The 16,921-nt window shown below is 57.4% G+C and carries 10 protein-coding genes; 8 read left to right on the top strand and 2 right to left on the bottom strand.

Annotated features, from left to right (window positions below; genetic code table 11):
• Positions 1 to 8: 8 nt before the first annotated feature.
• The 3 genes from glgC to glgP are packed head-to-tail and all read left to right on the top strand — an operon-like array spanning position 9 to position 5,203.
• Entirely contained in the window at positions 9 to 1,304 is a 1,296-nt protein-coding gene (glgC, locus tag ACOTX7_RS07220; RefSeq protein WP_003861582.1) for a glucose-1-phosphate adenylyltransferase, read from the top strand.
• Positions 1,304 to 2,737 carry a glycogen synthase GlgA gene (gene glgA, locus ACOTX7_RS07225; RefSeq protein WP_022649646.1) on the top strand — a complete coding sequence of 478 codons (1,434 nt, stop codon included), beginning with the start codon at positions 1,304 to 1,306 and terminating at the stop codon, positions 2,735 to 2,737. Before glgC ends, glgA begins: the two co-directional genes overlap by 1 nt.
• Positions 2,738 to 2,755: 18 nt before the next feature.
• Positions 2,756 to 5,203: a glycogen phosphorylase gene (gene glgP, locus ACOTX7_RS07230; protein WP_205922694.1), complete on the top strand. Its 2,448-nt coding sequence runs from the start codon at positions 2,756 to 2,758 to the stop codon at positions 5,201 to 5,203.
• An 85-nt stretch (positions 5,204 to 5,288) separates the two neighbouring features.
• Here the strand turns inward: glgP and glpD are convergent, their stop codons facing one another.
• On the bottom strand, positions 5,289 to 6,797 hold the full coding sequence (gene glpD / locus ACOTX7_RS07235) for a glycerol-3-phosphate dehydrogenase (protein WP_221256570.1): 1,509 nt from the start codon (positions 6,795 to 6,797) through the stop codon (positions 5,289 to 5,291).
• Positions 6,798 to 7,098: 301 nt separating this feature from the next.
• Here glpD and glpE point away from each other — a divergent pair, with 301 nt between their 5' ends.
• The 3 genes from glpE to ACOTX7_RS07250 are packed head-to-tail and all read left to right on the top strand — an operon-like array spanning position 7,099 to position 9,084.
• Complete coding sequence (glpE, locus tag ACOTX7_RS07240) at positions 7,099 to 7,431, top strand: thiosulfate sulfurtransferase GlpE (protein ID WP_006812253.1); 333 nt, start codon at positions 7,099 to 7,101, stop codon at positions 7,429 to 7,431.
• Positions 7,432 to 7,478: 47 nt separating this feature from the next.
• The gene (gene glpG, locus ACOTX7_RS07245) at positions 7,479 to 8,309 is read left to right on the top strand and encodes a rhomboid family intramembrane serine protease GlpG (RefSeq protein ID WP_221256569.1); all 831 of its coding nucleotides are present in this window, start codon (positions 7,479 to 7,481) and stop codon (positions 8,307 to 8,309) included.
• A gap of 16 nt (positions 8,310 to 8,325) precedes the next feature.
• Entirely contained in the window at positions 8,326 to 9,084 is a 759-nt protein-coding gene (locus ACOTX7_RS07250) for a DeoR/GlpR family transcriptional regulator (RefSeq protein ID WP_000815090.1), read from the top strand.
• A gap of 62 nt (positions 9,085 to 9,146) precedes the next feature.
• Here ACOTX7_RS07250 and malT read toward each other — a convergent pair whose 3' ends face one another.
• Entirely contained in the window at positions 9,147 to 11,852 is a 2,706-nt protein-coding gene (gene malT / locus ACOTX7_RS07255; RefSeq protein WP_221256568.1) for an HTH-type transcriptional regulator MalT, read from the bottom strand.
• A 571-nt stretch (positions 11,853 to 12,423) separates the two neighbouring features.
• Here malT and malP point away from each other — a divergent pair.
• Positions 12,424 to 14,817, top strand: a complete 2,394-nt coding sequence (malP, locus tag ACOTX7_RS07260; RefSeq protein ID WP_205922695.1) for a maltodextrin phosphorylase — start codon at positions 12,424 to 12,426, stop codon at positions 14,815 to 14,817.
• Positions 14,818 to 14,826: 9 nt separating this feature from the next.
• Entirely contained in the window at positions 14,827 to 16,908 is a 2,082-nt protein-coding gene (gene malQ, locus ACOTX7_RS07265; RefSeq protein WP_221813297.1) for a 4-alpha-glucanotransferase, read from the top strand.
• Positions 16,909 to 16,921 lie beyond the last annotated feature (13 nt).

Below are 16,921 nucleotides of genomic sequence, written 5' to 3' on the forward strand. Positions count from 1 at the left end.
AGTTAGTCATGGTTAGATTAGAGAAGAACGATCCGTTAATGTTGGCGCGCCAGCTACCATTAAAAACAGTTGCCCTGATACTCGCGGGCGGGCGTGGTACCCGTCTGAAAGATTTGACCATCAAGCGCGCCAAACCGGCCGTTCACTTTGGTGGTAAGTTCCGTATTATCGACTTTGCGCTATCCAACTGCCTGAACTCAGGCATTCGCCGCATTGGCGTCATTACCCAGTATCAGTCGCATACACTGGTGCAACACATTCAGCGCGGCTGGTCATTCTTCAGCGAAGAGATGAACGAGTTTGTCGATCTGCTCCCGGCGCAGCAGCGCGTTCACGGGGAGAACTGGTACCGCGGCACGGCGGATGCCGTGACCCAGAACCTCGACATCATTCGCCGCTATAACGCGGAATACATCGTCATCCTCGCCGGGGATCACATCTACAAGCAAGATTACTCCCACATGCTGATCGACCACGTCGAAAAAGGGGCGCGCTGCACCGTGGCGTGTCTGCCGGTGCCCGTTGCGGAAGCAACCGCGTTTGGCGTGATGCATGTAGACGGCGACGACAAGATTATCGACTTCGTCGAAAAGCCGGCAAACCCGCCAACCATGCCAGGCGACGACACTAAATCGCTCGCCAGCATGGGGATCTATGTCTTTGATGCCGATTATCTTTATGAGCTGCTGGAAGAGGACGACAAAGACGAAAACTCCAGCCACGATTTCGGTAAAGACATCATCCCGAAAATTACCAAAGCTGGCATGGCGTATGCACATCCCTTCCCGCTCTCCTGCGTGCAGTCCGATCCGAATGCGGAACCTTACTGGCGCGATGTGGGAACCCTGGAAGCGTACTGGAAAGCCAACCTCGATCTGGCATCCGTGACGCCTGAGCTGGATATGTACGACCAGAACTGGCCGATTCGCACCCATATGGAATCGCTGCCGCCAGCGAAGTTCGTCCAGGACCGCTCCGGCAGCCACGGCATGACGCTCAACTCGCTGGTTTCTGGCGGGTGCATTATCTCCGGTTCGGTGGTGGTGCAGTCCGTGCTGTTCCCGCGCGTGCGTATAAACTCATTCTGTAATATCGATTCGGCAGTTCTGCTGCCGGACGTCTGGGTAGGGCGCTCATGTCGCCTGCGTCGCTGCGTTATCGACCGTGCCTGCGTCATTCCTGAAGGGATGGTGATTGGGGAAAACGCGGAAGAAGATGCGCGTCGTTTCTACCGTTCGGAAGAGGGGATCGTGTTAGTAACACGGGAAATGTTGCGGAAGCTGCAAATCAAACAGGAGCGATGATGCAGGTTTTACACGTATGTTCTGAGATGTTCCCGTTGTTAAAAACGGGCGGACTGGCGGATGTTCTTGGTGCATTACCGGCGGCGCAAATTGCCGGAGGGGTGGATACCCGCGTGTTGTTACCCGCTTTTCCGGATATCCGGCGTGGTATCCCCGATGCAAAGGTTGTTACCCGCCGCGAGACCTTCGCGGGACGTATCACCCTGCTGTTTGGACATTACAATGGCGTAGGGATTTACCTGATTGATGCGCCGCATTTATACGACCGACCCGGCAGCCCGTATCACGATACCAATCTGTACGCCTACACCGATAACGTGCTGCGCTTCGCCCTGCTGGGCTGGGTGGGGGCAGAAATGGCCGTCGGGCTGGATCCGTTCTGGCGTCCGAACGTGGTGCATGCGCACGACTGGCATGCGGGCCTGGCACCGGCGTATCTCGCGGCGAAGGGCCATCCGGCCAAATCGGTGTTTACGGTGCACAACCTGGCGTATCAGGGCATGTATTACGCCCATCATATGAACGACATTGATCTGCCATGGTCATTCTTTAACATGCACGGACTGGAGTTTAACGGACAGATTTCGTTCCTGAAGGCCGGTCTGTACTACGCCGACCACATCACGGCGGTCAGCCCAACCTACGCGCGGGAAATTACCCAGCCGGAGTTCGGTTACGGTATGGAAGGGCTGCTGCAACAGCGCCATCGTGAAGGTCGTCTGTCGGGCATTCTGAACGGCGTGGATGAACAGATCTGGAATCCGGAAACGGACCTCCTGCTGGCGGCGCGCTATGGCCGTGACTCCGTTGAGGACAAAGCGGAAAACAAGCGCCAGCTACAGATTGCGATGGGGCTGAAGGTCAACGACAAGGTGCCGCTGTTTGCAGTGGTCAGCCGCCTGACCAGCCAGAAAGGGCTGGATCTGGTGCTGGAAGCGCTGCCAGGGTTACTTGAGCAGGGCGGCCAGCTGGCGCTGCTCGGCGCGGGCGACCCGGTATTGCAGGAAGGTTTCCTGGCGGCCGCGGCGGAACATCCGGGGCAGGTGGGTGTGCAGATCGGTTATCACGAAGCGTTTTCTCACCGCATCATGGGCGGTGCGGACGTGATTCTGGTGCCGAGCCGGTTCGAGCCATGCGGCCTGACGCAGCTCTATGGCCTGAAGTACGGCACGCTACCGCTGGTGCGACGCACGGGTGGGCTGGCGGATACGGTGTCTGACAGCTCCCTGGAAAACCTGGCGGACGGTATCGCCAGCGGGTTTGTTTTCGAGGACAGTAATGCCTGGTCGCTGCTTCGGGCGATCCGGCGTGCTTTCGTCTTGTGGTCCCGTCCATCCCTGTGGCGTTACGTACAACGTCAGGCGATGTCTATGGACTTTGGCTGGCACGTTGCGGCGCAGTCCTACCGCGACCTTTATCAACGCTTGATGTAACGAGGCGAAGTTACTGATATGAATGCTCCATTTAGCTACTCTTCCCCCACGCTCAGCGTTGAGGCGTTGAAGCACTCCATCGCCTATAAGCTGATGTTTACCATTGGGAAAGATCCCGTTATTGCCAACAAGCATGAGTGGCTGAACGCCACGCTGTTTGCGGTGCGTGACCGTATGGTCGAACGCTGGCTACGCTCCAACCGCGCCCAGCTTTCGCAGGAGACGCGTCAGGTCTATTACCTGTCGATGGAGTTTCTGATTGGTCGCACCCTCTCCAATGCGCTGTTATCGCTCGGTATCTACGACGACGTAAAAAACGCCCTGGAAGAGATGGGGCTGGATTTAGAAGAGCTGATTGACGAAGAGAACGACCCGGGGCTGGGTAACGGTGGTCTCGGGCGTCTTGCCGCCTGTTTCCTCGACTCGCTGGCGACGCTGGCGCTGCCGGGGCGCGGGTACGGTATTCGCTACGACTATGGCATGTTCAAGCAGAACATCGTGGATGGCCGTCAGAAAGAGTCCCCGGACTACTGGCTGGAGTACGGTAACCCGTGGGAGTTCAAGCGCCACAATACGCGCTACAAGGTGCGTTTTGGCGGGCGTATTCAGCAGGAAGGAAAAAAATCCCGCTGGGTGGAAACCGAAGAGATCCTCGCCGTGGCCTATGACCAGATCATTCCCGGCTACGACACCGATGCGACCAATACCCTGCGCCTGTGGAATGCGCAGGCCAGTAGCGAGATCAACCTGGGTAAATTTAACCAGGGCGACTACTTCGCGGCGGTGGAAGATAAAAACCACTCCGAGAATGTGTCACGCGTCCTGTATCCGGATGACTCGACCTACTCCGGCCGCGAGCTGCGCCTGCGTCAGGAGTATTTCCTCGTCTCGGCAACGATTCAGGACATTCTCAGCCGTCATTATCAGCTGCACAAAACCTATGCGAATCTGGCGGAGAAAACCGCCATTCACCTCAACGACACCCATCCGGTGCTCTCGATCCCTGAACTGATGCGCCTGCTGATTGACGAGCATAAGTTCAGCTGGGATGACGCGTTTGAAGTCACCTGCCAGGTGTTCTCGTACACCAACCATACGCTGATGAGCGAAGCGCTGGAGACGTGGCCGGTGGATATGCTCGGCAAAATTCTGCCGCGCCACCTGCAAATCATCTTCGAGATCAACGACTACTTCCTCAAGACCTTGCAGGAGCAGTACCCGAACGATACCGGCCTGCTGAGCCGCGCCTCGATCATTGATGAATCCAATGGTCGTCGCGTACGCATGGCCTGGCTGGCGGTGGTGATCAGCCACAAGGTGAACGGCGTGTCAGAACTGCACTCGAACCTGATGGTGCAGTCACTGTTTGCAGACTTCGCGAAGATCTTCCCGACGCGTTTCTGCAACGTGACCAACGGCGTCACCCCGCGCCGCTGGCTGGCGCTGGCGAACCAGCCGCTCTCCGATGTGCTGGATGAGAACATTGGCCGCACCTGGCGCACCGATTTGAGCCAGCTGAGCGAGCTTGAGCAGCACATTGATTTCCCGACGGTGAACAAAGCCGTGCGCGAAGCCAAGCTGCTGAACAAGAAACGTCTGTCGGTCTGGCTGGCGCTGCATCTGAACGTGGTGGCGAACCCGAAAGCGCTGTTCGACGTGCAGATCAAACGCATCCACGAGTACAAGCGGCAGCTGATGAACGTCCTGCACGTCATTACCCACTACAACCGCATCAAGGCTGACCCGACGGCGGAGTGGGTGCCGCGCGTGAAAATCTTTGCCGGTAAGGCGGCGTCCGCGTACTACATGGCGAAGCACATTATTCATCTCATCAACGATGTGGCGAAGGTGGTGAACCACGATCCGGACATTGGCGATAAGCTGAAGGTGGTGTTTATCCCGAACTACAGCGTAAGCCTGGCGCAACTGATTATTCCGGCGGCGGATCTCTCTGAGCAGATTTCCACGGCGGGGACGGAAGCATCGGGCACCAGCAACATGAAGTTTGCCCTGAACGGCGCGCTGACTATCGGCACGCTGGACGGCGCAAATGTTGAGATGCTGGAGCATGTGGGCGCGGAGAATATCTTTATCTTCGGGAATACGGCGGAAGAGGTGGAGGCGCTGCGCAAGCAGGGCTACGCGCCGCGTGAGTATTATGAAGAGGATGAAGAGTTACGCCAGGTGCTGACGCAAATCGCCACCGGGGTGTTTAACCCTGAGGAGCCTGGACGCTATCGTGACCTGGTGGACTCGCTGATTAACTTTGGCGATCACTATCAGGTGCTGGCGGATTACCGCAGCTATGTGGATTGTCAGGATAAGGTGGACGAACTGTACCGTCAGCAGGAGAAGTGGACCAGCGCCGCGATGCATAACATCGCCAACATGGGGTACTTCTCGTCAGACAGGACCATCAAGGAGTATGCCGAGAATATCTGGCATATTGATCCGGTGAGGTTGTAAAACAACGCCCGGTGGCGCTGCGCTTACCGGGCCTACTCGATCCTGTAGGCCGGGTAAGGCGGAGCCGCCACCCGGCTTTTTTCAATTACGACGCCAGCGAAAGCTCACGCTTTCCCGCATGTTGCGCCAGCCACTGCGCCACGCGAGACTGCTGCTCGGCGTTCAGCCACATACCTTCTTTCGTACGACGCCAGATGGCATCGTCCAGACGGCGTACCCACTCGTGTTCCACCAGGTAGCGCAGCTCCGCTTCGTACAGCTCATGGCCAAAATGCTCGCCCAGATCGGCAATCTCTTTCGCGCCGCCGAGGAACAGTTCGGTATTGCTGCCGTAGGTGCGGGCATAGTGGCGCGCCATCCCTTCGGTGATGAACGGGAAGCGGCGGCGCAGCTTCGCGGCATAATCGTCGCGGTTACCGCCGATATCACCGCCAGGCAGCACGGCGCCTTTGGTCCATGCCGGTCCGATGCCTTTGTAATACGGCGCCAGTTTCTCCAGCGCGTGCTCCGCCAGTTTGCGGTAGGTGGTGAGCTTACCGCCAAACACCGACAGCAGCGGCGCCTGACCGTCCACGTCATGAATATCGAGCGTATAGTCGCGGGTGATGGCCTGCGGTGAGTCAGACTCGTCATCGCACAGCGGACGCACGCCGGAGTAAGTCCAGACCACGTCATCGCGCGCCAGCTGTTTCTTAAAGTGCGCGTTGTACACTTTCAGCAGATAGCTGACTTCGCTCTCGTCGATCTCAACATTTTTCGGATCGCCTTTGTACTCCACGTCGGTGGTGCCGATGATGGAGAACTCGTCCATCCACGGGATCACAAACACGATGCGCTTATCTTCGTTTTGCAGGATATAAGCCTGCTTCTGGGTGTGCACACGCGGCACCACAATGTGGCTGCCCTTGATCAGGCGGATGCCGTAGGGTGAAGGCAGGTGCATGCCGTCATCGAAGAACTGTTTCACCCACGGACCGGTAGCGTTCACCAGTCCGCGCGCTTTCCAGCTAAACTTCTCGCCGGTATCCACGTCTTCCGCTTCCACAATCCACAGGCCGTTTTCGCGGCGTGCGGCGGTTGCGCGGGTACGGGTTTTCACCTCGCCGCCTTTCTTCTCGACCATCTGGGCGTTAGCCAGCACCAGACGCGCATCGTCCACCCAGCAGTCGGAATATTCTAAACCGCGCACGATTTCAGGCTTAAGAACCGATTCTGAGCCAAAACGCAAACCGGTCGAACCCGGCAGGCTGGTGCGTTTACCCAGATGATCGTACATAAACAGACCAATGCGGATCATCCACGCCGGACGCAGGTGTGGGCGGTGAGGCAGGCGGAAGCGCATCGGGATCGCCAGATGCGGGGCCATGTTCAGCAGCACTTCGCGTTCGGCCAGCGCTTCGCTGACCAGGCGGAATTCGTAGTGTTCCAGGTAGCGCAGGCCACCGTGGATCAGCTTGGAGCTGGCGGACGACGTCGCGCAGGCGAGATCGTTAGCTTCCAGCATCAGCACGGATAAACCGCGTCCTGCGGCATCAACCGCAATACCGGCACCGTTGATGCCACCGCCTATCACAATCAGATCTTTGGTTTCCATAACACCCTCATGCACTTTCGTTAAAGCTCAAAAATGTTCGATATCGCTCATAATAGCAAAGGAACGCGCTTTTGGTAACATCAAAAAAACAATTTAGAGTGATATGGATAACATAATGGCGTTTACCCGCCGCCAGGACGTACACTACGGGGTAAAATAGTGCGGTCTGATGCCCCTCCCCTCACCCTCACCCTCTCCCCGGAGGGGCGAGGGGATGGTTTGCTCCCTCTCCCTTTTAGGGAGAGGGCAGGGGTGAGGGTCAGCAGGCGGCATAAAACCTGAATAAGCGAAAGAGAACACCATGGATCAGTTTGAATGTATTAATGTAGAAGAAGCCCATCAGAAGATGCACCAGGGAACGGCGGTGCTGGTGGATATCCGCGATCCGCAGAGCTTTGCGATGGGCCACACGCCGGGCGCGTTCCATCTCACCAACGACTCATTGGGCGCGTTTATGCGCGATAACGACTTCGACACCCCGGTGATGGTCATGTGCTATCACGGCAACAGCAGTAAAGGCGCGGCGCAGTATCTGCTTCAGCAGGGTTACGAGGCGGTGTACAGCGTCGATGGCGGCTTCGATGCCTGGCATCGTCATTTCCCGGCAGAAGTTGAATACGCGTTTGAGCGCTGATCCCGCTATACTGTCCCCTTTTGTGTGGAAATAAGCGACCGCTGCCCATGTTGATGATCACCTCTTTTAGCAACCCGCGCGTCGCCCAGGCGTTTGTCGACTATATGGCGACGCAGGGCATTATCCTGACTATTCAGCAGCATACACAGACGGATGTCTGGCTGGCGGACGAAACCCAGGCCAGCCGCGTGAACGCTGAGCTGGCGCGTTTTCTGGAAAACCCGGGCGACCCGCGTTATCTGGCGGCAAGCTGGCAATCCGGGCAGACCGACAGTGGCCTGCATTACCAACGTTTTCCTTTCCTCGCCACCCTCCGCGAGCGCGCAGGGCCGTTTACGCTGTTGCTGATGGCGGCATGCATCATCGTCTTCATTATTATGAGCGTGGTGGGCGACCAGAGCGTGATGATTGCCCTCGCATGGCCGTACGATCCCTCCCTGCAATTTGACGTCTGGCGCTACTTCACGCATGCGCTGATGCACTTCTCGGTGATGCATATCCTCTTTAACCTGCTGTGGTGGTGGTATCTTGGCGGTATCGTTGAGAAGCGGCTCGGCAGCGGCAAGCTGATTGTTATCACCCTTATCAGCGCCCTGTTGAGCGGCTACGTACAGCACAAATTCAGCGGCCCGTGGTTTGGCGGGTTATCCGGCGTGGTATACGCCCTGATGGGCTACGTCTGGCTCAGAGGCGAGCGCGACCCGGAAAGCGGCATCTATTTACAACGTGGATTAATAACCTTTGCGTTAATATGGCTTATTGCCGGATGGTTTGATCTGTTTGGTATGTCTATCGCCAATGGTGCGCACGTTACCGGCCTGGCGGTCGGGCTGGCGATGGCGCTTGCCGATACGCTCCATGCGCGAAAACGAACATAATTCCCAGGGATATTTCATGAAACAAACACAACGTCATGACGCCATTATCGAACTGGTAAAAAAACAGGGATACGTCAGCACTGAAGAGCTGGTGGAGCAGTTTGCCGTCAGCCCGCAAACCATCCGTCGTGACCTCAACGATCTGGCCGATCAGAACCGTATTCTGCGTCACCACGGCGGCGCGGCGCTGCCGTCCAGCTCGGTGAACACCTCGTGGCACGACCGTAAAGCGACGCAAACGGCAGAGAAAGAGCGCATTGCCCGTAAAGTGGCGAGCCAGATCCCGAACGGCGCGACGCTGTTTATTGATATCGGCACCACGCCGGAAGCGGTCGCTCATGCCCTGCTGAACCACGAGAACCTGCGCGTGGTGACCAACAACCTGAACGTGGCCAACACCTTGATGCAGAAAGATGACTTCCGCATCATCCTCGCGGGGGGCGAACTGCGTAGCCGCGACGGGGGCATTATCGGCGAAGCGACGCTCGATTTTATCTCTCAGTTCCGCCTCGACTTCGGCATTCTGGGGATCAGCGGCATCGACACCGACGGCTCGCTGCTGGAGTTCGATTACCACGAGGTGCGCACCAAGCGCGCAATTATTGAGAACTCGCGCCACGTGATGCTGGTGGTGGATCACTCCAAGTTTGGTCGTAACGCGATGGTGAACATGGGCAGCATCAGCATGGTGGATGCGCTCTACACCGACGTGATGCCGCCAGCGGGCGTGATGCAGGTGATTAAAGATAATAATTTGCAGTTAGAGTTGTGTTGAAAAGCTTTTCACCCTCTCCCCGTGGGAGAGGGCCGGGGTGAGGGCATCAGACCGCAGAGGAATTACACCCCATATCCCATCATCTTCAACAGCTGCTGCGCATGCTGCACCGCGTCCTGACGGTGCGCCACGCCCAGCTTCTGATACAGATTGCGAATGTGCGTTTTGATGGTGGTTGCCGCCACCGCCAGTTCACCGGCAATCTGCTCGTTGCTGTAGCCGGAATAGATCAGCCCCAGCACCTGCCATTCACGCTGGGTGAGCGGGCTGGTGCGTATAAGCTCCGGCACTTCCGGATGATTAAGCAGACGTTCCACGAAGTTCTCATCGAAGTGCGCAAACTTGTGGCGGTGGTGCTGGTTGATCTCACGCAGGATCCGCTGGGCGCGATGCTGATCCAGCTCTGGCAGCGTGTTGAGCTGAATCAGCTGGCGCAACTGCTGGGCCATCACTTCGCCTTCAATCACAAAGTGGCTGATAAACCCGGTGCGGTTCGCCAGTTGCAACGCTTCCAGCAGCACGCGCTGGGCATCGTTTTTACGTCCCGCCTGCCAGTAAAGCTGGTTTAACAGCAGCAGGTTGCGGTTCAGGTCGCTCATCAGACGCAGGCTACGGGCGTTTTCGTTTAACTCTTCCAGCACGATCTCCGCAGGCTCGAAGTCACCCAGCAGGATCTGCACGCGGGCGATGTTGCGCCACTGACTTTGCAGGAAGTGGTTATTGGCAAATTCGGGTTTAGGCGTATGACGCAGCCAGTTGGCGGCGGACTTTTTATCGCCGGTCATCTGCCAGTAAATCACCCGGACCTTATCGGCGTTGGAAACCCAGTCGCTATGGTACTGCCCGTTGCCAAGCAGGTTTTCCAGGCGGTTAAGGTGATTGCGGGCATTATCCAGGTCGCCGCGCGCCAGCGAGCACTGCACCAGCAGGGCCAGACACTGTAATTGCTGTTGCGGCTGGAAGCTCGAAAGCACATTCAGACCCTGACGGGCGCAGCTTTCTGCTTCATCCAGACGCGACCATGCCCACAGCAACTGAGCGCGAATACGCAACAGGAACTCGTGCATCGGCAGCTGTTCCAGATGCTGTTCACGGATCAGCTGGAACGCTTTCTCCTGGTTTTCCCAGGCGGCTTGCAGGAACCCCTGAGCAAATAAAATCTCGCTTTGCTGGATCAGACTCCACAGGGCGTAATGCCAGACATCGTGGCGGCGCGCCATCTGTTCGGTTTGCTGCATGAGTGAAAGCGAACGTGTGAGGTCGCCCTTACAGTGCAGCACTTCACCGTGCACCGAGGTGGCCACAATGCGGCTGTAAAAATTCGCCAGCGGCAACTCATCCAGCGCGACCATCGCCAGCCGTTCGGCTTCATCCGGGTCGCCGTCGTTAATCGCCACCTGCGCACGCAGGGCGTTGAATTCGCCATGCAGGGTGGTATCCATCTCGCTTTCCATCTCCTGCTCGGCGCGCGCCAGCAGGGTGTTCACTTCGCTGTAGCGATGCTGGCTCTGCATTAGCCAGGCCTGGAGCAGCACCAGACGCGGGTTTTCCAGCAGGCTCTCCCACGGCAGCGCTTTCAATGACTCTTCCAGCAGCGTCAGTTCGCTATGGTTGAACAGACCCCATGCGTGGTTGAGCAGAATATCGCGCAGCATACTGGCATCCCCGGCGGCCAGCGCATGGTGGATAGCCTCGCTCGGGAAACCTTGCGCCATCCAGCTTTCGGCGGCGGCGCGGTGAATGTCGGGCAGCTCTGCGGCCAGCTCCCACTGGCAACGCTGACGCAGGAAACTGCCAAACAGCGGATGGTAGCTAAACCATTCGCCGTGATCGTCCATGCGCGTCAGGAACAGGCCCTGACGTTCAATCTCTTCAAGCTGAAGCTGCCCGTTTTCAATGCCGGTGACGCGCACAATCAGCGCATCGTTCATGGAACGCAACAGGGAGCTTTTCAGCAGGAAATGACGGGTGGAGAGGTCAATGCTGTCGAGAACTTCATCCACCAGATAATCCGACAGGTGGCTGGCGTTGATGCCCGCCAGGCGGCGCGCGGACTGATGCGTCGGGCTGTTGTTTTGCCGGGCGGAAAGGGCAATCAGCTGTAGCGCCGTGGCCCAGCCTGCAACGTCATCGCACAGGCGGCTGCTTTCTGATGCCTCAATCGGCGAAGTCAGGCGGCAGTCAAAGAACTGTTTCGCTTCCTGATGGGTAAAGGCCAGCTGCTGGCTGCCGATTTCCAGCAGCTGATCGCGCACGCGCAGGTTGGCAATGCCCAGCTGCGGAAGGTTACGCGACAGAACAACCAGCGTCAGGTTTTCCGGCTGATGGCGCAGGAAGAAACGCATGGACTCATGAATAACCGGGTTGGTGATCAGATGATAATCATCAATCACCACATACAGCGGGCGATGCCATTCGGCCAGCTCGATAAACAGCTGGGAGAAAAGAGAGGACAGGCTGGCGTACTGGCGCTTTTGCACCATCACCTCGCTGGTGACGCAGTGTCCGTTGGTGGCCTGCTGAATTGCGGCAATTAAATAGCTGGCAAAACGCTCCTGCTGGTTATCACCTTCATCCAGCGAGTACCAGCCAAGATCGCTTTTGCCTGCCGCCCATTGCGAAATGAGCGTTGTTTTTCCATAACCCGCAGGACTCGTAACCAGCGCCAGTCGGAAATTATGCGCACCGGAAAGTTTAGCCAGCAGGCGCTCGCGGACCACAGTATGGTCAAGACGAACCGGGCGACTTAATTTGGACGGAATCAACATAGTTTTCACTTCACTGTGGAGAACGAGAGAATTTATTTTTTTTGCGCTTCGTAATTAATATCTATAAGTTCGGCCAATAGAGGAACTATTGCAAGTTATGTCTGGGTTTGGAGGCTCTGAATTTGCACTCTGTCACAAAACATTCGCATCGCTGATGGAACTTTTTGTAAATGGCTGGATGCCGCGCTGCTGCTGGCTTGCCTGCATAAGGCGCGGTTGCGCTGAAACTGGTTTCAGAAAGAGATAATGACGCTGAAGTTAATAAACTTTGGGAAAGTTGCACAGGCTTAATAGTGGTGCTGAATAATCCCGACGCGCGGAAATATTATTCTACATAAGTAATCATTTCAGCGAGGATTAATTTCCACCGAAACGGCATTTCATTTCTTTGACACCCTTCCGGGATATCTTTTTTTACCGGGCGCATACTCACACAGTGGCCTCGATCACACTTTTATGCTCATCCCCGCTACTCCTCCCTGCCTAATCCCCGACAGGAGGAGGAAGAGGCGCAATGAGCCAGGCACACTAGCGCCAAATGTGTTTTCTCTCTACAGGATGCCGATTCCCTATGTCACAGCCTACTTTCAACAAAGCTCAATTTCAGGCTGCCCTGACGCGTCAGTGGCAGCGTTTTGGCCTTCATGCTGCAAACGAGATGACGCCTCACCAGTGGTGGCAGGCGGTGAGCGGGGCGCTCGCAGAGCAGCTGGACGCTCAGCCTGTGGCGAAGCCTGTTAAGGGCCAGCGTCACGTCAACTACATTTCGATGGAGTTCCTGATTGGCCGTCTGACGGGCAACAATCTGCTGAACCTTGGCTGGTATCAGGACGTTGGTGACGTGCTGAAAGAGCACGACATCAACCTGACCGATCTGCTGGAAGAAGAGATTGACCCGGCGCTGGGTAACGGCGGTCTGGGACGTCTGGCGGCCTGTTTCCTGGATTCCATGGCAACGGTGGGCCAGTCGGCCATTGGCTATGGCCTGAACTATCAGTACGGCCTGTTCCGTCAGTCGTTTGCCGACGGCCATCAGATGGAAGCGCCGGATGACTGGCACCGTAATACCTACCCGTGGTTCCGCCACAACGCGCAGCTGGATGTGCAGGTGGGCATTGGCGGGAAAGTCACGAAGCAGGGACTTTGGGAACCGGCGTTCACCATCACTGGCGAAGCCTGGGACCTGCCGGTGCTTGGCTATCGTAACGGCGTGGCGCAGCCGCTGCGTCTGTGGCAGGCGAAGCACGCACATCCGTTTAACCTGACCAAATTCAACGACGGCGATTTCCTGCGCGCCGAGCAGCAAGGGATCGACGCCGAGAAGCTGACCAAAGTCCTCTACCCGAACGACAACCACCTGGCGGGTAAGAAGCTGCGTCTGATGCAGCAGTACTTCCAGTGCGCCTGCTCCGTGGCGGACATTCTGCGTCGCCATCACCTGGCGGGCCGCACGCTGGCGCAACTGCCGGACTTCGAAGTGATCCAGCTGAACGACACGCACCCGACCATTGCCATCCCTGAACTGCTGCGCGTGCTGATCGACGAGCATCAGCTAAGCTGGGACGACGCCTGGGCCATCACCAGCCGCACCTTCGCCTACACCAACCACACCCTGATGCCAGAAGCGCTGGAGTGCTGGGATGAGAAGCTGGTGAAAACGCTGCTGCCGCGCCATATGCAGATCATCAACAAGATTAACGACCAGTTTAAAACCCTGGTGGAGAAAACCTGGCCGGGCGACAAAGCCGTCTGGGCGAAGCTGGCCGTGGTACACAACAAACAGGTGCGCATGGCGAACATGTGCGTGGTCAGCGGCTTTGCCGTTAACGGCGTGGCGGCGCTGCACTCGGATCTGGTGGTGAAAGATCTGTTCCCGGAATACCACCAGCTGTGGCCGACCAAATTCCATAACGTGACCAACGGCATCACGCCGCGTCGCTGGATCAAACAGTGCAACCCGCTGCTGGCAGGCCTGCTGGACAAGACCCTGAAGAAAGAGTGGGCCAACGATCTGGACCAGTTGATCAACCTGGAAAAACAGGCCGACGACGCGAAGTTCCGCGAGCAGTACCGCGCCATTAAGCTGGAGAACAAAGTGCGTCTGGCGGAATTTGTGAAAGTGCGTACCGGGATTGAAATTAACCCGAACGCGATTTTCGATATCCAGATCAAACGCCTGCACGAGTACAAACGTCAGCACCTGAACCTGCTGCACATTCTGGCGCTGTACAAAGAGATCCGCGAGAACCCGCAGGCCGACCGCGTGCCGCGCGTGTTCCTGTTCGGTGCGAAAGCGGCGCCGGGCTACTACCTGGCGAAAAATATTATCCTCGCCATTAATAAGGTGGCGGCGGCGATCAATAACGATCCGAAAGTGGGCGACAAGCTGAAGGTAGTGTTCCTGCCGGATTACTGCGTCTCTGCGGCGGAAATGCTGATCCCGGCGGCGGATATTTCCGAGCAGATCTCTACCGCCGGTAAAGAAGCCTCCGGTACCGGCAACATGAAGCTGGCGCTCAACGGCGCGCTGACCGTCGGCACGCTGGACGGTGCGAACGTAGAAATCGCGGAGAAGGTCGGCGAAGAGAACATCTTTATCTTCGGCCATACTGTTGAAGAAGTGAAAGCCATCAAAGCCAAAGGCTACGACCCGGTGAAATGGCGTAAAAAAGACAAAGTGCTGGATGCGGTGCTGAAAGAGCTGGAAAGCGGGAAGTACAGCGACGGCGACAAGCACGCGTTTGACCAGATGCTGCACAGCATGGACAAACAGGGCGGCGACCCGTACCTGGTGATGGCAGACTTCACCGCTTACGTTGAAGCGCAGAAGCAGGTGGACGTGCTCTATCGCGACCAGGATGCCTGGACCCGCGCGTGTATCCTGAACACCGCACGCTGCGGCATGTTCAGCTCTGACCGCTCAATCCGTGATTATCAGGCCCGTATCTGGCAGGCAAAACGCTAAGGAAGCGCGATGGAGAGTAAACGTCTGGACAGTGCCGCGCAGGCGGCGGGAATTAGCCTCAGTTACATCAATGCGCACGGCAAACCGCAGTCTATTGGTGCGGACACCAAAAGACGTTTGCTCGATGCGATGCACAAAATCGACGCGAAAGCGTCGGTTGCCCCGGTGCCAAACGTGAAGGTCTTTACCGCGGGTAAAAAGATGTCGCTGGCGGTAGAAGGGCGCGGCGAATTCAGCTGGCTGCTCACCACCGAAGAGGGGCATCAGCACAAAGGTCATGCCACCGGCGGCAAAACGTTCACCCTTCCGGCGAAGCTGCCGGAGGGGTATCACAGCCTGACGCTCACCCAGGACGAACAGCGTTTTCACTGCCGGGTGATCGTCGCGCCGAAGCGCTGCTATGAGCCGCAGGCGCTGCTCGAAGGCAAAAAGCTGTGGGGCGCCTGTGTGCAGCTCTATACGCTGCGTTCGGACAGCAACTGGGGCATCGGTGATTTTGGCGACCTGAAGAAGATGCTGGCATCTGTTGGTGAGCGCGGCGGCGCGTTTATCGGCCTCAACCCGATCCACGCCCTCTATCCGGCCAACCCGGAAAGCGCCAGCCCGTACAGCCCGTCTTCGCGGCGCTGGCTGAACGTAATTTACATCGACGTTAACGCGTTAGACGATTTCAAAAACAGCAAAGAGGCGCAGGCCTGGTGGAAGCTTGAGACCACCCAGCAGATGCTGAAACAGGCCCGGGACGCAGACTGGGTCGATTATGCCTCCGTGACCGCGCTGAAAATGGCGGCGCTGCGTCTGGCGTGGAAAGGCTTTGCGAAGCGCGATGACGAGCAGATGGCGGCCTTCCGCCAGTTTGTGATGCAGGAAGGTGAGAGTCTTTACTGGCAGGCAGCGTTTGACGCGCTGCATGCGTATCAGGTGCAGGAGGACGAGATGCGCTGGGGCTGGCCGGTGTGGCCGGAAGCCTATCAGTCCGTTGATACCCCGGAAGTGAAGGCGTTTTGTAAGACGCATGCCGACGAGGTGGATTTCTATCTCTGGTTGCAGTGGCTGGCCTACAGCCAGTTTGCCGCCTGCTGGCAGGTGAGCCAGGGCTATAAGATGCCGATCGGCCTGTATCGCGATCTGGCCGTTGGCGTGGCGGAAGGCGGGGCGGAAACCTGGTGTGACCGTGAACTTTACTGCCTGAAAGCTTCCGTGGGCGCACCGCCGGATATCCTTGGCCCGCTTGGTCAGAACTGGGGCTTGCCGCCGATGGATCCGCACGTGATGGCGGCGCGTGCCTACGAGCCGTTTATCGACCTGCTGCGCGCGAACATGCAGAACTGCGGCGCGTTGCGTATCGACCACGTGATGTCCGTGCTGCGCCTGTGGTGGATCCCGTACGGTGAAACCGCCGACCACGGGGCGTACGTGCAGTATCCGGTGGACGATCTGCTCTCAATTCTTGCGCTGGAGAGTAAGCGTCATCAGTGCATGGTGATTGGCGAAGATCTCGGTACCGTACCGGTGGAAATTGTCAGCAAGCTCCGCGACAGCGGGGTTTACTCCTACAAAGTGCTCTATTTTGAAAATGACCATGAGAAAACCTTCCGCGCGCCGAAAGCGTACCCTGAACAGTCAATGGCAGTCGCGACGACGCATGACCTTCCTACGCTTCGTGGCTACTGGGAAAGCGGCGACCTGACGCTTGGTAAAACGCTGGGGCTGTATCCTGATGAAGAGGTTCTGCGTGGGCTGTATCAGGATCGCGAGCTGGCGAAGCAGGGGCTGCTGGATGCGCTGCATAAGCATGGCTGTCTGCCGAAGCGCGCCGGGCATAAGGCGTCATTGATGTCGATGACGCCAACGCTTAACCGTGGCTTACAGCGCTATATTGCCGACAGCAACAGCGCGTTGCTCGGCCTGCAACCGGAAGACTGGATAGATATGGCGGAGCCGGTAAACATTCCCGGCACCAGCTATCAGTACAAAAACTGGCGACGCAAGCTGTCCACAACGCTTGAAGCGATGTTTGCCGATGACGGGGTGAACAGGCTGATTAAGGATTTGGACAAGCGCAGAAGGGCGGTGGGTAAGAAGCGGTAGTTTCACCCTAGTC

Origin of the sequence: Enterobacter cloacae complex sp. IR5418 (genome assembly GCF_049238105.1) — a bacterium.
GTDB lineage: Bacteria > Pseudomonadota > Gammaproteobacteria > Enterobacterales > Enterobacteriaceae > Enterobacter > Enterobacter hormaechei.